General features: G+C 62.7%; 19 protein-coding genes. 8 read left to right on the plus strand and 11 right to left on the minus strand.

The features are described from left to right. Positions 1-4: 4 nt before the first annotated feature. Positions 5-976 (minus strand): D-2-hydroxyacid dehydrogenase, encoded by a 972-nt coding sequence (locus tag AC6I6L_RS19705; RefSeq protein WP_497919479.1) that lies wholly within the window; start codon positions 974-976, stop codon positions 5-7. A 995-nt stretch (positions 977-1,971) separates the two neighbouring features. Between AC6I6L_RS19705 and AC6I6L_RS19710 the strand changes: the two genes are divergently transcribed. The 3 genes from AC6I6L_RS19710 (at position 1,972) to AC6I6L_RS19720 (ending at position 6,185) form a co-directional block, all read left to right on the plus strand. After that, positions 1,972-3,282 carry an amidohydrolase gene (locus AC6I6L_RS19710; RefSeq protein ID WP_497919480.1) on the plus strand — a complete coding sequence of 437 codons (1,311 nt, stop codon included), beginning with the start codon at positions 1,972-1,974 and terminating at the stop codon, positions 3,280-3,282. 156 nt (positions 3,283-3,438) lie between these two features. After that, on the plus strand, positions 3,439-4,824 hold the full coding sequence (locus tag AC6I6L_RS19715; RefSeq protein ID WP_497919481.1) for an FAD-binding oxidoreductase: 1,386 nt from the start codon (positions 3,439-3,441) through the stop codon (positions 4,822-4,824). Between the two features lie 110 nt (positions 4,825-4,934). Continuing rightward, a complete protein-coding gene (locus tag AC6I6L_RS19720) occupies positions 4,935-6,185 on the plus strand; it encodes a sulfite oxidase (RefSeq protein ID WP_497919482.1) in 1,251 nt (416 codons plus the stop codon). Between the two features lie 250 nt (positions 6,186-6,435). On the opposite strand, the gene AC6I6L_RS19725 is transcribed toward AC6I6L_RS19720, so the two are convergent. The 5 genes from AC6I6L_RS19725 to AC6I6L_RS19745 form a co-directional block, all read right to left on the minus strand. After that, the gene (locus AC6I6L_RS19725; protein ID WP_497919483.1) at positions 6,436-7,308 is read right to left on the minus strand and encodes a transposase; all 873 of its coding nucleotides are present in this window, start codon (positions 7,306-7,308) and stop codon (positions 6,436-6,438) included. 111 nt (positions 7,309-7,419) lie between these two features. Continuing rightward, positions 7,420-8,781, minus strand: coding sequence for an aminotransferase class III-fold pyridoxal phosphate-dependent enzyme (locus AC6I6L_RS19730; RefSeq protein WP_497919484.1), 1,362 nt, complete (start codon positions 8,779-8,781; stop codon positions 7,420-7,422). 182 nt (positions 8,782-8,963) lie between these two features. Then, positions 8,964-10,592: a BCCT family transporter gene (locus AC6I6L_RS19735; RefSeq protein ID WP_497919485.1), complete on the minus strand. Its 1,629-nt coding sequence runs from the start codon at positions 10,590-10,592 to the stop codon at positions 8,964-8,966. Positions 10,593-10,897: 305 nt separating this feature from the next. Next, the gene (locus AC6I6L_RS19740) at positions 10,898-11,545 is read right to left on the minus strand and encodes a DUF8102 family protein (protein ID WP_497919486.1); all 648 of its coding nucleotides are present in this window, start codon (positions 11,543-11,545) and stop codon (positions 10,898-10,900) included. Positions 11,546-11,891: 346 nt separating this feature from the next. Then, positions 11,892-13,274 carry an aspartate aminotransferase family protein gene (locus AC6I6L_RS19745; protein WP_497919487.1) on the minus strand — a complete coding sequence of 461 codons (1,383 nt, stop codon included), beginning with the start codon at positions 13,272-13,274 and terminating at the stop codon, positions 11,892-11,894. Positions 13,275-13,462: 188 nt separating this feature from the next. Between AC6I6L_RS19745 and lipP1 the strand changes: the two genes are divergently transcribed. Continuing rightward, positions 13,463-14,437 carry a LipP1 family hormone-sensitive lipase gene (gene lipP1 / locus AC6I6L_RS19750; protein WP_497919488.1) on the plus strand — a complete coding sequence of 325 codons (975 nt, stop codon included), beginning with the start codon at positions 13,463-13,465 and terminating at the stop codon, positions 14,435-14,437. 12 nt (positions 14,438-14,449) lie between these two features. Here lipP1 and AC6I6L_RS19755 read toward each other — a convergent pair whose 3' ends face one another. From AC6I6L_RS19755 to AC6I6L_RS19765, 3 genes are all read right to left on the minus strand, one after another. Continuing rightward, positions 14,450-14,572 carry a hypothetical protein gene (locus AC6I6L_RS19755; RefSeq protein WP_497919489.1) on the minus strand — a complete coding sequence of 41 codons (123 nt, stop codon included), beginning with the start codon at positions 14,570-14,572 and terminating at the stop codon, positions 14,450-14,452. 127 nt (positions 14,573-14,699) lie between these two features. Next, positions 14,700-15,065 carry a 4a-hydroxytetrahydrobiopterin dehydratase gene (locus AC6I6L_RS19760; RefSeq protein WP_497919490.1) on the minus strand — a complete coding sequence of 122 codons (366 nt, stop codon included), beginning with the start codon at positions 15,063-15,065 and terminating at the stop codon, positions 14,700-14,702. A gap of 133 nt (positions 15,066-15,198) precedes the next feature. Next, a complete protein-coding gene (locus AC6I6L_RS19765) occupies positions 15,199-15,744 on the minus strand; it encodes a CDP-2,3-bis-(O-geranylgeranyl)-sn-glycerol synthase (protein WP_497919491.1) in 546 nt (181 codons plus the stop codon). Positions 15,745-15,879: 135 nt separating this feature from the next. Between AC6I6L_RS19765 and AC6I6L_RS19770 the strand changes: the two genes are divergently transcribed. The 3 genes from AC6I6L_RS19770 (at position 15,880) to AC6I6L_RS19780 (ending at position 18,055) form a co-directional block, all read left to right on the plus strand. Beyond that, positions 15,880-16,716 carry a proline dehydrogenase family protein gene (locus AC6I6L_RS19770; RefSeq protein WP_497919492.1) on the plus strand — a complete coding sequence of 279 codons (837 nt, stop codon included), beginning with the start codon at positions 15,880-15,882 and terminating at the stop codon, positions 16,714-16,716. Between the two features lie 39 nt (positions 16,717-16,755). Then, positions 16,756-17,475 (plus strand): DUF502 domain-containing protein, encoded by a 720-nt coding sequence (locus tag AC6I6L_RS19775; protein WP_497919493.1) that lies wholly within the window; start codon positions 16,756-16,758, stop codon positions 17,473-17,475. Positions 17,476-17,599: 124 nt separating this feature from the next. Further along, positions 17,600-18,055: a hypothetical protein gene (locus tag AC6I6L_RS19780; protein ID WP_497919494.1), complete on the plus strand. Its 456-nt coding sequence runs from the start codon at positions 17,600-17,602 to the stop codon at positions 18,053-18,055. Between the two features lie 127 nt (positions 18,056-18,182). Here AC6I6L_RS19780 and AC6I6L_RS19785 read toward each other — a convergent pair whose 3' ends face one another. Next, positions 18,183-18,479, minus strand: coding sequence for a DUF357 domain-containing protein (locus AC6I6L_RS19785; RefSeq protein ID WP_497919495.1), 297 nt, complete (start codon positions 18,477-18,479; stop codon positions 18,183-18,185). Between the two features lie 207 nt (positions 18,480-18,686). Here AC6I6L_RS19785 and grxC point away from each other — a divergent pair, with 207 nt between their 5' ends. Then, a complete protein-coding gene (grxC, locus tag AC6I6L_RS19790; RefSeq protein WP_497919496.1) occupies positions 18,687-20,003 on the plus strand; it encodes a glutaredoxin 3 in 1,317 nt (438 codons plus the stop codon). Here grxC and AC6I6L_RS19795 read toward each other — a convergent pair. Further along, complete coding sequence (locus AC6I6L_RS19795; protein ID WP_497919497.1) at positions 20,000-20,323, minus strand: hypothetical protein; 324 nt, start codon at positions 20,321-20,323, stop codon at positions 20,000-20,002. The two genes, grxC and AC6I6L_RS19795, sit on opposite strands and share 4 nt — an antisense overlap. Between the last annotated feature and the right edge of the window lie 169 nt (positions 20,324-20,492).

Here is a 20,492-nt window from a genome sequence, read left to right on the forward strand (position 1 = left end):
CCGCTCACCTCGATCCGGGGACGAACACTGCGTTTTCCAACTCCTCACCGGCGTCGATCGCCCGCACATTGTGCGCAACGATATCCGCCAGTCGGTCCCAGTGTTTCGGCGTGTGACCGCCCGTATGCGGGGTGATGAGACAGTTCTCCAGATCCCAGAGTTCGTGGTCGTTCGGCAGCGGTTCGGGGTCGGTCACGTCGAGTGCAGCGCCCCGGATACCGTTGAACTGCAGCGCCGAGACGAGCGCGTCGGTGTCGATAATTTCGCCGCGGGCCGCGTTGACGACGACGGCGTTCGGGGGGAGCGTCGCCAGCGCGTCCGCGTCGACGAGGCCGCGGGTCAGGTCGGTCAGCGGGCACGCGAGGACGACGTAGTCGCTCCGGGCGAACGCCTCGTGGACATCACCCTCCTCGAAGCTGTACACCTCGTCCGTTGGGCCGCCCTTCTCGGGCGAGTAGCGAATCCCGATCGTTTCGACCTCAAACCCTTCCAAGCGCTGGACGATTGCCTGGCCGATCGAGCCCAGACCGACGATCGTCACGGTGCTGTCGGTGAACTCCTGGGACTGGAAGTGTCGCCACTCGGCGTTCGATTTGCGCCGAAAGCCCTCGTGGAGGTTTCGCGCGAAAATCAGCATGTTGGCGATCGACTGCTCGGCGATTCCGGGCGCGTGAATGCCGCCGGCGTTCGTGACGGCGACACCGCGTTCTTCGAGCGCGTCCATCGGGACGTGGTCGGTGCCGGCGAACGTACAGGCAAATAGCTCGAGTCGGTCTGCGTCTTCGAGAAGCGAGTGTTCGATCGTGATTCCCGTCACGACCCGCGCTCGGGCCACCAGGTCGCGTTCCTCTCGGGGCGTCTGCGCCAGTGAGACGGCGTGGTCGGGCAACCGATCGCGGAGGGTGTCGGCGTAGGCGGCCATCGACAGCCCTTCGGTTCCCTCCCGCAGGACGGCGATGTCTGGGTCCGTGCTCATCGTGTTGATGAATCATCGCTACCGAGTTGCTTATGATTTGTGTGATAGTAGCACGGTTTTATTCAGATGAGAGGAAGAAACTGAACTGTCTAGTTCAGTTGCTGCGTGTGCGCGGTGTTCGGGCTGTGGCGACGCTTTCCCGGCAGACCAGAGCGAGCGCACTTCCTGTGAGAAAGGCACTACATCGATGAAAATAATCGCAGCGATCCGTGTCCGCCGACCTCAGGTCTTCACTGCTCCCTTCAGACACGCTAATCAGGACACACGAGTTCTGGCGTTCAAGCCATTGGAACCCGAGTACCGTTTGGGTAGCCAGCGTAGCGATGTGTAATCTGAAATTGATGCCGTACGACTCAAAAATATCGCTGGCGAACTTGACAGTGGCGGCTTCGAAAAAGACACTTAGGAACGCTCGAGACGCGGTTTCGCTGTTCGATTGTGATAACTCACCTTTGGTTGGATCGACTAGAAACTAAGGCGAAAATCGTCACAAGCACACCTATTCCCATGTACATCACATCAACCCATATGATCGATCCAATTTGGGCTACTAGAGACAACACTCCAAACAGTACTGTGATCTGCAACCCAAGAATTGAAATTATAATATCCCTACCATCCATATGAGGAATTATTATCTTCTGCACTTATAATTTTGTGATATTAGGTGCTATTTTGACATTTACATATATGGTCAGGATTACCATCGTCTAGTGTGATTTCCGACTTTTCTGACTACTCTTCTTCCAACGTAGTGGAAGTCTCAGTATAGTCTAAATGTTGTTCTTCCAATTCGTTCTTCAAACCTTCTAGTCCGTCTTGATGAAAGCTTCCCACAATTTGTTTTTTCACTCTCTTTCATTTTCATTTTGAGCGGTGACCGTCCCAATTGTTCCCACTGGAGTCTGTGCCCGGTTCTATGACGCGCTCTTTGTGTACCTACCGTACACGCAGATTGTGTATTATTAAGCCTGTGGCCCGCGTTACCTCGTTGCATGAGTGAACCGATCGGGGATCGGCTCGTCGCCCTTCGCCGGGACCTCCACCGGCATCCGGAACCCGCCTGGCGCGAGTTCGTCACGACCGCCCGACTCGTCGAGGAAATCCAGGCAATCGGCGTCGACGAACTGGCCGTCGGTCCGGACGCCTACGACCCCGCCGATCGAATGGCCGTTCCCGACGCCGATCTCGAACCGTGGATCGAGCGCGCCCGCGATCGCGGCGTCGAACCGGATCTCCTCGATCGAATGGCCGGCGGGAACACCGGCGTGGTCGCCGTCGTCGATCGCGGCGAGGGGCCGGCGATCGGGCTTCGGGTCGACATCGACGGCCTGTTCGTCGAGGAGTCGACGAGCGAGGACCACGCGCCGGCCGCCGAGGGATTTCGCTCCGAGATCGACGGCACGATGCACGCCTGCGGTCACGACGTTCACATGACCTGGGGACTCGCCGTCCTCGAAGCGATCGTAGAGAGCGACTTTGCAGGTCGACTGGTCGTCTTCTTCCAGCCCGCCGAAGAGGCGAGTGGGGGTGGCTGCCCGATGGCGAGAAGCGAGTTCGCCGCCGGGCTGGACTACCTGCTGGCCGCCCACGTCGGTCTCGATCACCCGACGGGCGAAGTGGTGGCCGGGATCGAGAAGCCGCTGGCGATGTGTCACGTCGACGCGACGATCCACGGGACGTCCGCACACGCGGGAAAAGCGCCGAACGAGGGCGCGAACGCGATGCACGCGATGGGGACCGCGATCGAGAACGCCTACGGCATCCCGCGCCACGGCGACGGGATGACTCGCGTGAACGTCGGGTACGCAGAGGCCGGCTCCGCGAGCAACGTCATCGCCGAGCGCGCGCGGATGAAAGCCGAGGCCCGCGGCGAAACGACGGAATTGATGGCGTACGTAAAAGAACGGCTCGAGCGGACGATTCGATCGGCCGCGCGGATGCACGGCTGTCGGGCCGACGTCGACGTGGTCAGCGAGTCGCCGCGAGCCGACAGCGACCCCGCGTTGCAGGCGCTGGTGAGCGAGGTGGCGAGGGGCATCGACGGGGTCGATCGCGTCCTCCCGTCGGCCGAGTTCGGCGCGAGCGAGGACGCGACGTTCCTGATGGAGCGCGTCCAGGCCGACGGCGGCCTCGCAACCTACCTGATCGTCGGGACGGACCACCCGACCAGTCATCACACGCCGACGTTCGACGTCGACGAGCGGAGTCTCGAACACGGGATCGACGTGCTCGTCGAGACGATTCGAGAACTCGAGCGCCAGCATCCGGTTTCGCGCGCGGCGGAGCCGCCAGGGACCGAGTAAGCGATCGGACGAACGCCGCCGGCTGCAGCGACTGCACGCGTTCCACCCGGTGCGCGGTGGCCAGTCGATGCTCGAATCCCATCGCGTAGTCTCTTTGCCCTCTCGGTGGTGGGTAGCGGTACTCTTGGTTTCGGTATCCGTGACCGAGTGAAACTCATGGCAACAACAACTGACGACCGGGCCGCGATCGAGGAGCTGGAGGAAACGCTTCGCGGGGACCTCCTCCGACCAACTGATCCGGCCTACGACGACGCGCGCACCGTCTACAACGCGATGATCGACAAGCGCCCGCGGGCGATCGCTCGCTGTTCGAACGTCGCGGACGTGATCGCAGCGATCGAGTTCGGTCGCGAACGGGATCTCGAGATCGCGATCCTGAGCGGCGGTCACAGCGGCCCGGGGCTGGGACTCGTCGACGACGGGCTAGTGATCGACCTCTCCGACATGACGGGGATCCGTGTCGATCCCGAGAGCGAGACCGTCCACGTCGAACCGGGATGTACCTGGGGCGACGTCGACCACGCGACACACGCCTTCGGTCTGGCGACCGTCAGCGGAGTCATTTCGACGACCGGCGTCGGCGGACTCACGCTGGGCGGCGGCCACGGCTACCTGAGCCGCAAATACGGCCTGACGATCGACAACCTGGTGAGCGCGGACCTGGTGCTGGCCGACGGCCGACTGGTCCGCGCGAGCGAGGACGAGCACTCGGACCTGTTCTGGGCGCTGCGCGGCGGCGGCGGAAATTTCGGGGTCGTGACCTCATTCGAGTTCCAGCTACACCCCGTCGAGACGGTCGTCGCCGGCCCGCTGTTCTGGTCGATCGACGACCTCGAGACGACGATGCGCTGGTATCGCGAGTGGCTGCCGGAGGCACCCGAAGACGTCTACGCCTTCTACCTCGCCGCCGAGGTACCGGGCGATCCCTTCCCGCCGGAGCTTCACGGCGAGAAGGTCTGTGGACTGATGTGGTGTTACCTCGGATCGCCCGACGACGCCGACGATGTCGTCCAGCCCGCACGCGACGTCGCCGACCCGCTGTTCGAGCACGTCGGCGCGATGCCGTACCCGGCGCTCCAGGGGATGTTCGACGACCTCTACCCGCCGGGCGAGCAGTGGTACTGGAAGGGCGATTTCGTCCGCGAACTGACCGACGAGGCGATCGCAGCCCACGAGCGCTTCGCCCGGGTGCCGACCCCGAAATCGACGATGCATCTCTACCCGATCGACGGCGCGGTCCACGAGGTCGACGCGGATGAGACGGCCTGGAACCACCGCGACGCCACCTGGTCGATGGTCATCGTCGGCGTGGACCCAGATCCGGCCGAACGCGATCGGATCACCGAGTGGACTCGCGAGTACTGGGAGGCAGTTCACCCCCACTCTGCCGGCGCGTCGTACGTCAACTTCATGATGGACGAAGGCGCTGATCGGATTCGCGCCACCTACGGCGATAACTACGAACGGCTCCGGGAGATCAAATCGGAGTACGACCCCGAGAACGTCTTCCGCGTGAACCAGAACATCGAGCCAGCGGCGTGAGAACCGTCACATGCCATCATTGACTTCGTTCGGAGGAGTGAGAGACGATCCACAGCGGAGAGACGATCCGCTGGTACTCGATATTTGCTTGTGTGAGTGGTGTGGTCCCTATGGGAACTGAACAGCCACGAAAGAACCGTCACGAAGAAATCGACACGATTGTCGAACGCAAGGCGGGCGGCGTGACCGAAACGCGCGACGAGGCCGACAAGTACACGGTCGTCGGCGCTGCCAGCCGACAGACGTTCGCGAACTGGCTGACGCCAATCGAAGAACACTTCGTCTGCCACCGGAACGATATCCCGGATATCGACGCCGACGAATGGTCCGTCGCTCTCACCGGTCAGATCGACGGAGAGCTCTCGATGGCTGCCATCACGACCGAGTATCCGACCGTGGCGGTCGCACATACGATGGAGTGTGCGGGTAACGGTCGCGGCCAGCACCGTCCCGAGACGGGAAGCGTTCAGTGGGGATTCGAGGCGGCTGCCACCGCGTTCTGGACCGGGACCCCGATCAGTTCACTGCTCCGCGAGCACGGTGTCGATTCGTCCGACGGGCGGTGGCTAACGGCGATCGGTGGGGATCCGTCGGCGGACGACGACGTCTTCGCACGATCGATTCCACTCGCGAAGGCACTCGACGACTGTCTCCTGGCCTACGAGATGAACGGCGAACGACTCCCGCAGGAACACGGCTACCCGGTTCGATTGATCGTCCCCGGATGGTACGGGGTCAACAACGTGAAGTGGGTCGAAGAACTCCGACTCATGGATTCGATGGTAGTCGACGGCGCACTCGATCGCCCGGGCGAACACGGGTTCTGGCAACAGGACGCCTATCGTATTCACCCTGAGGGCGTCGATCCCGAGACGAACGAGAGCATCGACACGGCAGATACGTGGGACCAGCTCGAAGGCGCGGTCGACCACCCGTACACGTTCGACGCAACCGTCATGTCGGTGATCGGGACGCCCGACGGAGCGGAACCCGTTCCAGTGCGCCCGGACGAGACGATCGACGTGCGCGGTGTCGCCTGGGCGGGTGACGACGCGATCGATCGCGTCGAGATTTCGACTGATGGTGGTGAGCAGTGGAACGATGCGGCGCTGTTCGGCCCCGAGTACGGCGGTGCCTGGCGACTGTTCCGGTACGACTGGAACGCCGAACCGGGGAACCACGTGCTGCTATCGCGAGCGACGGACGAACTGGGTCGACGACAACCCCGACGCATTTCCGAGCCTGAGGCCTGGCGTGACGCGCTCGAGGACGACGAGTTCCCCTGGAACGAAGGTGGATATGCTGCGAACGCTTACGAGCCGAACGCTGTCACTGTCGAGATCCAGAGCCCGAACGAGTGACGAATCACGGCACAGTCCGGACGATTGACATCCCCCCGCCCTAAACAGTAGTTGCCGATTCAACGCAGATGGCCGAGCGAAGTTGGTTGATCAAGCGACTTGGATTGTGACGCTGTGACAATCTATGCGAAACGGAGATTGAGGGAACGAAGAAACGCCGCCAGAAGCGGCGTTTCTGAGTGTTTCCACTCAGTTACGGCGTGCTGACCGATCAGCTCGGTCGGACCGATCAACCGCTATCCGTAATCAGTCATAGCGACGAATTCCCGGAAAAGGCGCGTTGAAATCGGCGGTTTCTCTGGTACAGCACCAGCTGAAACAAGTACATTTGCGAGAACACAATCACTGCAACTGAGGCAGTCGGAGCACGCTTTCGTTGCATGAGATACTCATCGACGACCGTCTCAGCGCCGGCGCTGAGACGGGCTTTCATTCCTTTGCTCGGGCGTGCACGGACGATGTAGTCGACGTCAAGTTGCTCGAGTTCCGCAACGACGTGAACCTGATAGAAGCCTCTATCGAGGTAGACGTGCCTGATCGAGACGTACTCTCGCGCCGTTTCGAGCAGCGAACGAACGGCTTCGCGCTTTTCGCGAAAGCCGTTCGCCTCCAGCGCCAGCACGTCGAGCGTGAATCGAGTTCCTGGTGCGACGATACAGATCGTCGCAAAACAGTACGTTCGATTGGTTCCCTGATCGGGATAGGTGATCAGGACGTGGTCAGTGTCTGCGTCACCGTAAAACCGCCACTGGTGGAGATCGATCGCAACATCGACACAGTCGGGCAAGAGTCGTTGTTTTCGGAGAATCTCGAAGAGATCGTCGCGGACGCCATCAAACTGGTCGTCGATGGCGTCCGCCTCCAGGTTTCGGAGGTGGTAGAGAAGTGATTTTGCGAGTCCATTGCGAGCCGTCGACGTGACGTCGACGGGCTCGCCGTCATTGAGTTGGCACGTTTTCCCGGCTGTATTGGCGAACTCCTGCTCGAAGGCGACACGAGAGAGGACTTTTTGAAAGTCCTCTCTCGCATAGCTCCCGCAAGGTTTGATGTCGAAATCGAGCTCTGGATAAACGACGGTGGAGGCGGCGCGACAGGCCTGTTTTGCTTTGACCGTCTTGACCATAACCACCTTACCAGCAACGGCGCAAATTAGGTTCGGCGTCTACTGTTCAGGGCGGGGCTTTCTCCTCGCACTTCCGTAACGGCCTGGCAGTTCCGGCACGTGGCTCGACAGCTACGCTGCTTTCGCTGTCGTTCCGGCCGCGTCGATCGCGTCGAGAAAGATCCCGACGCCCAGTTCGATCTCGCGTTCGGTCGCGTCGAGGGGCGGAAGGAGCCGGATCGTCTTTTTGCCACAGCCGAGGGTGAGCAGGCCGCGCTCCAGCGATTCCTGAACAACGGCGGTGCGGCGCTCTGGCGTGTCGAACTCGACGGCGAGCATGAGCCCCTTCCCCCGGACATCGACGACGTGTTCGGACGTGCCGTCCCGGAGCAGTTCTTTCGCTTGCGCGCCGCGTCGGGTGGCGTTGTCGAGCAGGTCGTACTCCTCGATCGCTTCGAGCGTGAACGCGCCGAGCATCGAGCCGAGGATGTCGCCGCCGCCGAAGGTCGAACCTAACCGGTTCTTCTCGTTCGGGAACAGGTCCGAGCGGGCGATCGTCGCGCCGACGCGCAACGCTTTGGCGCTGGCGATGACGTCGGGTTCGATCGGGTAGTGGTCCGACGCCCAGAGTTCGCCGGTGCGGCCGATTCCGGACTGGATTTCGTCGACGACCAGCGGGATGTCGTAGGTGTCGGTGATGTCTGCGACCTCTCGCATGAACGCTTCGCTCGGGAATCGGTAGCCCCCGACGCCCTGGATGGGTTCGAGGATCAGGAACGCGATCTCCTCGGGGTTGAGGTGACCCCCTTCGGGTGACAGCGAGTTCCGAAGCTGTGAGCCGGGGTCGGTGAAAAAACCGCAGTCACAGCTCCGGGCGTCACAGGCGCGATCGGCGCAGAAGGGGACCGTCTCGATCCCGCTGATCTCGGGGTAGTGGCGCGTATAGACCTCCTTGGACTTCGTCAGCGACAGCGTTCCGAGCGTTCGGCCGTGGAAGCTGCCGGTGAACGCGACGGCGTACTTGGCCGGTGCCCCGTGATCGTGGGTTATTTTCATCGCGTTCTCGACGGCCTCCGCGCCGGAGTTCGAGAGGAAGACGGTGTCCATCCCGTACTGACTCGAGACCTCGGTCAACGTCTTCATCAGGTGACTCGAGCCGGGGACCGGCGCGTCGTCGGGATCCGGGCCGGCACCGAAGTACAGGTCCTGGCCGGCGATTTTCATCGGTTCGACGAGGTCGAACTCGTCGAGTTTGTCGAGGATCTTCTCGTTGTTGTAGCCGAGCGGTGCCGCGCCGATGTGGCAGGTAAAATCGAGGAGGACGTTGCCGTCGACGTCGGTGACGAACGGGCCGTCGGCCTCGCGCGTCAGATCCCAGACGAACTCGTGGGAGTACTCGCTCGGCGCGGAGTACGTCTGGTGAAAATCGACCCATTGCTGGGCGTTCGGGCCGGGCAGTGTCGCCGCGTCCGGCTCCGCGGTGTCCCTATCCATATACAATTACTGTACACATCGTACATTAAAACTTGTTACAAATTTCGTGCAACCGGATCGGTCGTCGTTCCTCGTCGACTCGATCGTCCTCCGTACGGGCTCATAGGGATTCTTGTACCGATTTACCGCCGATCGCCAGGGGCGGATCGGTGATCGGCGGTAACTGACTACAATAGTCCCTATCAATCGTCGTCGTCGCTCGGCTGGATCGTCCCGCTGACGGAGGGCGGTTCGTCGCGCGATCCCCAGATTCTCGTCTCGTCCTGGAGCAACACCCGGCCGTGGTTCGCGCTGAAGTGTTTGATGAGGCCGAGCATGGCGACGAAACAGACGAACGCGAACGGAGCGCCCGTAATGATCGCGGCCGACTGGAGGGCGTCGACGCCGCCGAGGATCATGAGGATCGCCGCGGTCATCCCGAGGACGACGCCCCAGAAGATCCGGTTGACGTTCGAGGGTTTGGCCTTCCCGCCTGTGGTCATCATCGAGACGGCGAGCGTCGAGGAGTCGGCCGATGTGATGAAAAACGTCGTCACGAGGAGCATGAACGCGATCATGAACACGGTTCCGAGCGGAAACGCGTCGAACATGATGAAGCCGGTGACCTCCGCGCCGGCCTCGAATGCCATCACCTCGCTGAAGTCAGCGATACCGTTGTGTTGCATCCAGACGGCGGTGCCGCCCAGCGAGATGAACCACGGAATCGTCGCCGCCGAGGTGGCAACGATCCCGGTGAACGCGACCTCGCGGACGCTTCGGCCTCGAGAGATCCGTGCGATGAACAGGCCCGCGAAGGGAGACCACGAAAGCGCCCACGCCCAGTAGAAGACCGTCCAGGTGTTCGTCCACTCGGTACCGCCTTCGACGCCGGCCCCGGTAAAGAGGCTCATCGAGACGAAATCGGTGACCATGCCGCCGATCGCCTGCGTGCCGAGCAGGACGAGGAAGATCGTCGGCCCGGCGATGAACGTCACGACCAGCAACACGACGAACAGGATCATGTTGAAATTCGAGAGCCGCCGAATCCCCTTGTCGACGCCGAGCACCATCGAGATCGTAAACAGGAGCGTCATCGTCGTCACGACGAGGATGATGCCGGTGTTGCCCAGATCGATCCCCCACTGGTAATCGAGACCGCTGACGAACTGACTCCCGATGAAGCCAAGCGAAGTCGCGACCCCGCCGATCGTCGCGAAGACGGCGAGGATGTCGATGATCTTCGCCGTCGGCCCGTCGAGGTTCTCCTCCCCGAGAATCGGCGTGAGCGCCGAGGAAACCCTGAGCGGGACACTGTCGTAGTTGTACGCGAAGTAGCCGATCGCGATGCCCATAATCGTGAAGACGGCCAACTGCGGGAGCGCCCAGTGGAACAGCGTCTGCTGGACGGCGATACTCATCGCCGCACCCGACTGACTGCCGACGTCGAACAGCGGCGACGGATCGTCGTAGTAGAACAGCGCTTCCGTCGGTCCCCAGAAGACGACCCCGGCGGCGAATCCGGCCGAGTACAGCATCGCGAAAAACGACAGGAAACTGTACTCCGGTGGATCGTCACCGAACCTGAGTTTGCCCCACGGGCCGAGTATGAGGAACAACAAAAAGAGGACGATCGTGAAGACGATCACCAGCAACGCCCAGTTCAGGTACTCGAGCATCCCCTCGTTGAGGGCTGCGATCGTGTTTTCGACCGTACTCGGGCTGACGAAGAACGTCGCGATGACGCCGACGGTGAGTCCCGCACCGAACAGGAAGACGATCGGATCGAGTTCCTCGAAGAACTGGCCGAACACGCCGCCCTCGGAGTCACTCATCGCCCCCACCCCGAGTTTCGGAGTCACGCCCCCCGATTCCGTGGAGTCGCTGCGTTGCCACCCCCATCCACCGGCCACGAACTGTGGTGTGCGTTGACATACCGAGACGCTTGCTAGCGGCCGCAATAAGTATTTCTTTTCTGTATCTAGTACACACAGTTTTTGTTTACAATTACCTGCCGTCAATCACAGCATACCGCGGGCCGCGCTGGACGCTTCGTCGTGTCGGACGCCTCGTCGTCATTCTTCGCCAGCGGTCGCTCGAACGGGGCAGCGATCGGCGGAAAACGGTACACTGGTCCGTCTCAGTTCGTCAGCTCTTCGAGTTTCTGTGCCCGAGTCTCCTCGCTTTCGTTCACCCGCTGTGCGTACTCGTCGACGCGGTCTTTGATGTCTGCACGCGTCGCCTCCGGTGAGAACTTTTCCGACATGGTCAACAGCCGAACGAACGCGCGTAGCTCCTCGTCGGTGAGCTGGGCGAACTCCTCGTTTTCCAGTTTCGAGATCACCTCGTCGACGTCGATCTGACCGACCGGATCGACGCTGAACTCGACGGTGACCATCCGGTAATCCGAGCCGGCGAGTCGCTGTTCGGCCTTGCCGACCCCCTCCGAGAGCATATCCTCGAACGGCGCCTGGTAGCCCATCGTTCCGAGGTGGAGGAACGCCAGCGCGTCCGTGATTCCCCGCGTGTAGGCGTCTCGTTCGTCGCCGTCCGGATCGAACACTGTGTTCCGATCGCGCTCTTCCATGTACTCGAACAGAATGCTAAAGTCCAGCATCGCGTTCCGAACGCGGCGACGGATTCGATTTCGCTTCTGCTTTTTCGAATGCTCGGTGTAGTCCGTCTTCCGGCCGAGCAAAAAATCGCGATCGGACGGCGTCAGAATCCCGCGGGGCCGATCGGCGTCCGCTGCGGTCCGAAGCGTCTCCGGCATGTCATCGTGAGTCATACACAGCACACGGTTACCACCCGGATTAATCCTTCTGGTCGGAGCGAATCGGACACCGCTGGCGCTGGAGACGGTTCGATCCCGCCGCCGTCGCCAATTTTGGCCGCAGTCGTTCGCTGTTGGGAACGCCCTCGCTGACTGTCAGAGTCTCCCCGGTAATCACTCCTTAGCTACACGATTTCCGTATTCGATCGGTGATCCGGTTTCGAGGTGGCCGGGAGCGATCCTCACGCGGGGCCCAGATCACAGCCGGCCCAGGCGGCGTCATACGGAGTAGTGTCATCAATTCCCGCCGAACGGCCAAGACGGTTCGCCGTTCGGCGGTAACTACGGACACTAATCCGTATCAGGCGGTCCGTGCGGTCGGTTCGGTGCACTCCTCGATCGCCTCGACGATCACCGCGAGCGCCGTCTCCGCGAGGTCGTGCGTGAGCACGAGCGGCGGGAGCAGTCTGAGGACGTTTCCGTAGCGGCCGGCCGTCCAGACGAGGACGCCGCGCTCGAAGCAGTACTGCTGGATATCGTCGACGAGGTCGCCGTCCGGATTCCCGTCGAGGTCGACGAACTCGGCCCCGATGAACAGCCCCCGTCCGCGAACGTCGACGAGGCGATCGGTTTCGCTCGCGACGTCACGCAAGCGGTCGCGGATGACCGTGCCGAGGTCGCGAGCGTGGGCGAGCAGGTCGTGGGCCTGAATGTACTCGATCGCCCGGAGGCCGGCTCGCATCCCGACGACGTGGCCCCGGTAGGTGCCGGCGTGGTCGCCCGGTCCCCACGTGTCGAGGTCCTCGTGGTAGATCGTCGCGGACAGCGGGAATCCGATTCCGCCGAGGGCCTTCGCGGAGGTCATCACGTCCGGCGCGACGCCGTCCCAGTCGCAGGCCCACCACTCCCCGGTTCGACCCAGTCCGCTCTGAATTTCGTCGAAAACGAGGACGATTTCGTTGTCGTCGGCGATGTCCCGGAGCCCCTGGAGGAATCCCTCGGGCGGCGCGACGACCCCGCCTTCGCCCAGCATCGGCTCGACGACGATGCCGGCCGGGTTCGCGAGGCCGCCGTAGGGGTCCTCGACGATCGCTTTGACCTCATCGAGTGCGTGCTCGACCGCCTCCTGGGGGTCTTTGCCCATGTGGGTGGGATAGGGATACGGCGCGTGGACGACATCCGGAAGCAACGGCGTGTAGTGGTCCTTGAACTTTTTATTCGAGGTGATGCTCATCGCGCCGGTCGTTGGACCGTGGTAGCCACCGCGGAACGCGATGAGGCCGTCGCCGCCGGTATTGTACTTGGCGAGTTTGATTCCGGCCTCGATCGCGTCGCTGCCGGTGGGACCGCCGAAGACGACCCGATTGGACCCGGAGAGTCCGTCGGGAGCGATCTCGTCGAGTTTCTCGATCAGATCGAGTCGCGCCTCGGTCGGGAAATCGACCGTGTGGACCAGTTTGTCCGCCTGCTCGTGGACGGCCTCGAGCACGTAGGGGTTCGACCAGCCGACGCTCAGGACGCCGATGCCGGCGAACATATCGATGTACGTGTTCCCGTCGGCGTCTCGAATCGTCGCTCCCGCCCCCTCCTCGAAGGCCATCGGAATGTCCCGCGGGTAGGCGACGGCGCTGCTATCGATCTCGCGCTGTTTCTCGAGGAGGTGCTGCGAGTTCGGGCCCGGAACGGTGCCGACGTCCGGCGCGTCGTCGTAGTGCAGTTCGTCGATCGGTGGGCCTGCCGTCATACGTATGCGAATGCGAAACGGTGATAAATAGGTTGTCCACAGTATCTATATCTCATATACACAGTAACTGGCTCTTTGTTCACCGTGGACGGAGTCTCGATCCGCGACTGCGAGACGGAACGGCCGAGTTCGATCGGGGACGAGACACGGAGAGGATACTTTTTACAGTTCGATTCGAGTGTCAGATCATGAACCCGACCGAGGCGGACGAACCCCACCCCGAGGCCCAGGCCGTCCTCGACGCGATCGAGGCGGCGGATACGCCCTCAGTCGTCGACCTCAGCCCCGAAGAGGCCCGCGATGCGATGGCGGCGATGTTCGATCATGAACCCGATCGCACGATCGCCCGCGTCGAAGATCGCCGCATCGACGGGCCGGCCGGCGAGATTTCGGTTCGGATCTACGACCCCGCCCCCAGTCGAGACGCGAACGACGAGACCCGGCCGACGATCTGTTACGTCCACGGCGGCGGCTGGGTCGTCGGGAGCATCGACAGCTCGGATCCGGCGTGTCGGAAACTGGCGATCGAAACCGGTTATCCGGTCCTCAGCGTGGGCTACCGGCTGGCTCCCGAGCACCCGTTCCCGGCTGGACTGGAGGACTGTTATACCGCCCTCGAGTGGATCGCCGCGAACGTCGAGGACCTCGGCGGCGACCGAGACCGAATCGTCCTCGCCGGCGACAGCGCTGGCGGGAACCTCGCGACGGCGACGTCTCTGCTTTCGACCCACCGCAACGGGCCGGCGGTCGCCTATCAGGTGCTGTTCTACCCGGTCACCGGCGATCCGAGCGGGACCGACTCCTACGAGACCCTCGGGAAGTCCTACGGGCCGACGATCGAGGAAAACGAGTGGTTCCGGAGTCACTACTTCGCGCGCGACATCGACGAGGGAAACGTCTTCGCGGTGCCGCGAGCCGCGAGCGATCGACAACTTGCGGAGCTTCCGCCAGCGACGATCGTCACCGCCGGATTCGATCCTCTTCGGGACGACGGCGCCGCCTACGCCGATCGACTCGCCGACGCGGGCGTCCCCGTGACGTTCAGGAACTATCCCGGCATGATCCACGGCTTCGCCGGAATGGTTTCGGCTCCGGCGGATCTCTCGGTCGCTCACGAGGCACACGCCGACGTGGCGGCCGATCTCACCGACGCCCTGGAGTGAGTCTCTCACGGGTCATCGGCGCGGCATCGATCGGCCCGCGATCGGCATCACCGGCTCGCCGCGGGGCAGCGCGTAGTCCGGAAACGTGTGGGTTCCCGGGTCGGGCGCTTTCGAGAGGATCGTTTCGACGTCCATGCGGGATAGTGGACGGGAACGTGCCTAAATCCCGGGCTCGGGTCGGCTTCGATCGTCGAGAGAGCGCGAGAGGGTCAGAAAGCGAGAGTCAGAACGCGGGAATTCGCGGGGGCGGTCCCTGGTCCCGCTACTCCGACGCGTCGGGAGCGTACTCCTCGTGGATTCGATCCATGCGCGCGGCCATGATGAAATCGGTTTCGAAGAGGCCGTCGATCTTGTGAGTCCACATTTCGATTACGACTTCGCCCCACGAGAGGTGAATGTCGGGGTGGTGCCACTCCTCCTCTGCGAGTTCGCCCACTTCGTAGGTAAACTCGAGGGCGTCCCGGAAGTCCTCGAACTCGTAGGTCCCCTCGAGGTGGTGTTCGTCGACGATCTCCCAGACGTCGTCGTCGATCCCCGCGTACAGTTCGTCGAGTTCGTCGCCTTTCAGCGGGTCTTCGTCGGTGGTACAGGCGATACACTCTCGATCGGCGAGTTCGGTCTCTGCCATGTGGTCTCGTAGTTCCTCGAGACCCAAGTAGCTCACTGCGAGAGACGGATCGATACCGAAGAACAGAGACGGATCGATACCGAGGAACAGAGACGGATCGACACCCAGTGCCGGTCCGTAGCCGGCCGCTCTCTCACCAGGGTTCGCTTTTCAATCCGAGCTTGTAGGCGATCATATTCGTCGTGACGTGCAACACCGGCGTGAGCACGACGACGACGAGGATCACGTCCCACGTGAACACTTCGCGGAACCAGCCCGTCGCGAGGAGGGCGGTCAGGGGAAGCGAAACGACGACGAAGTCCAGTTGATCGAGACCGGGAAACATCGCGCCGCGCTGGCGACCCGTGCGGCGCTTGAGAAACGACGCGAGGATATCACCGAGCATGGCTCCGGCAGCCAGTCCGATCGCCGCGAGCGGTTCGAAGGCGGGCACGCCGATGCCGGTTGCCGCACTCACGTCGTCGGCGAGCACGGAGAGGACCGCGGCGAGTGCGAGGCCGGCGAGGATTCCGGCCGCCGTCCCGCGCCAGGTTTTCCCGTCGCCGAGCACTCGCTTGTCGCCCCACGTTCGCCCGCTGTCGATCGGCCGGCCGCCCCCAGCCAGCACCGCGGCGTTGTTGGGAACGTACGCGGGCAACATCGCCCAGAAAGCGACGACGATCGTCTCGAGTACTGCCATATCGGCCGGAACGAACCCCGGCGTCTTAACCGGCGGTGGTTCGATGCCGTCGAATTCGAGCCGACCGGTTTCGATCGCTGACGGTTCCTGCAGACGACACAAACTGCCTTGGGGACGGCGTCACATACTGTCGGTATGGTCTTTCCGATCGCAAACCGGTTCGTTGCGGGGGAGACGCCGGCCGAAGCCCTCGACCACGTCCGACAGGTCAACGACCGCCAGATTGCGGCGATCGTCAACCTGCTGGGCGAACACTACGACGACCGGGAGTCGGTTCGCGAGGACGCCGCGGCGTACCGATCGCTCGTCTCCGATATCGCGGCCTCGGACCTCGACGCCTGTATTTCGGTCAAACCCTCTCAGATCGGTCTCGATCTCGGGGAAGACGTTTTCCGGGACGAGCTTACGAAAATCGTCGACAGCGCCGCCGATGCGGGCGTGTTCGTCTGGATCGACATGGAAGACCACACGACGACCGACGTGACGCTCGACGCCTTCGAGGAACTGGCCCGGAAACACGAGGGCGGTGTCGGGGTCTGCGTCCAGGCCAACCTCAAACGCACTCGCGACGACGTCAACCGGCTCGCCGACGTTCCCGGCATGGTCCGGTTCGTCAAGGGGGCCTACGACGAGCCAGCCGACATCGCCTACACAGACAAGGCGGCTGTCAACCGCGAGTACGAGGCGCTCCTCGCGTACGCCTTCGAACACTTCGAGGACGGCATCGCCGTCGGCAGCCACGATCCGGCGATGATCGATCGCGCGATCGCCCTCCACGACGAACACGGGACACCCTTCGAGATCCAGATGCTGATGGGGATCCGTGAGGACGCCCAGGAGGAACTCGCCCGGGAATATCCGGTCTCCCAGTACGTCCCCTACGGCAGTCGCTGGAAATCGTACTTTTATCGCCGGGCGATGGAACGCAAGGAAAACCTCTGGTTCGCGCTCCGGGCGATCGCCGGACGATAAAGGGAAGGGCTCATTAGCCGGTAGTGTGAGGTGTCGAACATGGCTTCGTGGAAGCGGGATTTCGCGAGTGGGCTGATCGTCCTCGGCCCGATCCTCATTACCCTCTACGTTATTTACTGGCTCTACGGACTCGTCGCCGGGGTGACGCCGGGGCTCATTCTGGACGATGCGGCGCTTCGGCCGCTGATTCCGGGCGACAGCTCCCAGGCCCAGCAAACTCGCGAACAGCTCGCACAGCTCCTTCGCGTCATCGTCGCCGTAACGGTCTTCATCATCCTCACGTTCTCCGTCGGATACCTCATGCGGACGACCGTCGGCGGACTCGTCGAACGGCTCGTCGACGACGTCGCAAACCGAGTTCCCGTCGTTCGCGTCGTCTACAACGCCTCGAAGATGGCCGCCGAAACCGCCTTCGGTGAGCAGGAATCGCTCCAGAAACCGGTCAAAATCGAGGTCTGGGACGGCCTCCGAATGACGGCGTTCAAAACCGGGAAAACCACCGAAGACGGCCGCGAAGTCCTCTTTTTGCCGACGTCACCGAACATCACCACCGGGTTCGTCGTCGAAGTCGAATCGGAGGAGATCACCGAACTCGACGAAGACGTCGAAGACGCGCTCACGCGCGTCCTCAGCGCCGGGTTCGGTGATGCCAACCGAAACCGGGGAATGGACGCAGGCGTCTCGATCGACGTCGTCGACGAAGCCTCGGCCGACGGGTCGGGTTCTGCGAAGGCGGCGGAGAAGACCGACGACGATTAATCACCGACGGTCAGTTGCCGACGATCGCACTCGATCGGTACTTCCTGCCCCCACGCGAGCGATCACTCCGGATCCACGGGAGCGGAACCTGACCGTTATCAGTGACGGGACCCTGGCACCCCGTATGAAGCGACGGGCCGTCATCACCGCCGTCTTCGGAACCCTCCTCTGGGCCGGCTGTCTGTCCGAGGAGGACGAACACGGCGATATCGAGTTTCACGGCCGCGGCGAGATCGAAATCGTCGTCGACGGAGTGCCCATCGATCTCACCGACGACCGGTACCAGTCCGAACACGTCGAGAACGAATCGCTCGCGTTCCACCTCCACGACCGCGACGAATACTGGTACATGGAAGGCCAAGAGCCGGTAACGATCGCGGAGGGAATCGACCTGCTTCCGCACTTCGAGTACGAACGGGACGGCGACGATCACGTGATCCGACACGACGAACGGACCTACCGGACGGCCGATTCGACCACGGAGATGACGTTCAGCGTCGACGGCGAGACGGTCGATCCAGTCGCGTACGAACTGACCGACGGCGACGCGATCCGAATCGAGATCGAAACGGGAGACTGATGCCGACGGAGACGAATCGTGGTGACTCGCTCTCCGGTGTCCCTCTCATACGGATTAGTGTCATCAATTTCCCCCGATCGGCCAAGACGGTTTGCCGTTCGGCGGTACCGACGGACACTACTCCGTATCAGTCTTCCCCGTCGACCGTAAACAGGTGTCCCTCCGTCGGGACGTCGAACAGTCCCACGCGCGCACCCGCATCGAGCCAGGCGTGCCCGTACGAAAACGAGGCCAGCGCGTTGACGAGGTCGTCGTTCTCGCAGAAGTGAGTTCCGTCGGCGAGGTAGGATTCGGCCATCTCCCGACAGTCGGCGGCCGCTGTCGCCATCGGCGTCCCCTCTGGGGGTGCGATCGTCGCCTCCGCGAGCGCTTCAGTGAGCAAGCGCCCGTACCGATCGGTCTTCTCCTCGAGATCTGCAGCCATGGGTGGATTCTCGGGAGAGGTCACTGTAAGTGCGTCGTCCTGTACTACACTGGCGCGAAACGTGGTCTGGTCCGGGCCATTGGCTTCACGTCGAGACGCTGTGACCTCCTGCCTGGAGGAGACACTGGGCCAGCGAGTCCGTCCTCGCAAACGGGAGTCGTTGCTGAGAACGCAAGGCGTTTAGGCCCAGTTTCCTAACTGGTAGACATGACCGACCAGCCACGCGTCGAGATCTATACCAAAGAGAACTGCCCCTATTGTGAGAAGGCCAAGGACCTCTTCGACAGCAAAGGCATCGCATACGAAACGTACAACGTAACCGGTGACGAGGATCTCTTCGAGGAGATGGTCGAACGCGCCGAGGGCCGCAAGACCGCCCCCGAAGTGTTCATCGACGACGAACTGATCGGCGGCTGGGACGACACCAGCGCGCTCGACGAGACGGGGGAACTCGACGAAAAACTGGGAATTGCGAGCGACGACGACGCGAGCGAACACCGGAAACTCATCATCGCGGGTACCGGCATCGCCGGTCTCACCGCCGCGATCTACGCCGGCCGATCGAACAACGAGCCGCTGGTCATCGAGGGCGACGAACCCGGCGGCCAGCTGACCCTGACGACCGACGTGGCAAACTACCCCGGCTTCCCCGAGGGGATCAGCGGTCCCGACCTGGTCAACAACATGAAAGAACAGGCCCGCCAGTTCGGTGCCGAGCTGAAAAACGGCATCATCGACAGCGTGGATGCCGACACCCGACCGTTCCGCGTCGAACTCACGAACGGCGACGTCTACACCGCCGACGCCGTCATCGCGGCCTCGGGTGCCAGCGCCCGGACGCTCGGCATTCCGGGCGAGGACGAACTGATGGGCTACGGACTCTCGACCTGTGCGACCTGCGACGGCGCGTTCTTCCGCGACGAGGACATGCTCGTCGTCGGCGGCGGCGACGCCGCCATGGAGGAAGCCACATTCCTCACCAAGTTCGCTGACACCGTCTACATCGCCCACCGCCGCGAGGAGTTCCGCGCGGAAGACTACTGGATCGATCGCGTCCACGAAAAGGTCGAGGCCGGCGAGATCGAGATCATGAAAAACACCGAAGTGACCGAGATTCACGGCTCCCAGGAAGCGGGCGTCGACCACGTCACGCTCGTCCGCAACGAGCAGGGCCACCCGACCGATCGACTCGACGATCCCGACACCGAGGAATTCGAGTTCGACGTCGGCGCGGTCTTCTTCGCGATCGGCCACACGCCGAACACGTCCTACCTCGAGGGCACCGGCGTCGAGATGGACGACGAGGGCTACCTCCGCACCCAGGGCGGCGACGGCGGCGGCCAGACCGAGACTGACGTGCCCGGCATCTTCGGCGCGGGCGACGTCGTCGACTTCCACTACCAGCAGGCCGTGACCGCCGCGGGGATGGGGAGCAAGGCCGCGATCGACGCCGACGAGTATCTGGAGGACCTCGAACGCGCGAGTTCGGCCGGCGAGACGGAAGTCGCCGCCGCGGACGATTAGGCGTCGCGGTCTTCGGTGCGATCGCGTTCGCTGGTTTTGCCGTCGGTTCGATCGTCACGTTCGTCCCAGTAGTTCGCGAGCAGCGCCGCGATCACCACGCCAAAGGTTAGCGCCGAGGACGCTCCAAGGAAGAGATCGTCGGCCGTGAGGACGAGTGCGACGCCGATCAGGACGCCACAGGGGAGACCGATCGCGAGCGCCGTGAGCGTTCGTCTTAGTCGATCGTCCATTCGATCACCCCTGCCGTCGGGCCGCGATCGCGTCGGGTCGCTGTACTGCTGGCCACTGGCTCTCGTGTGGGATTCGATCGCCGGCCCCATCACTGTGTTGCTGGGTCGGGGTGGGATCGGGATCGTGTGGATCGCGATCGCTGTCGCTGTGTGGGGTAGCGTTCGATAAAAGGAAAGTGCGGCAAGGACCGGAACGAAGTCCGGTAGTTAGGGTAGCTGCTTAGTCCTGGCGGCGGAGTGCCAGCATCGCAGCGGCGAG

The sequence above is a fragment of the Halosolutus sp. DAT137 genome, assembly GCF_059736405.1.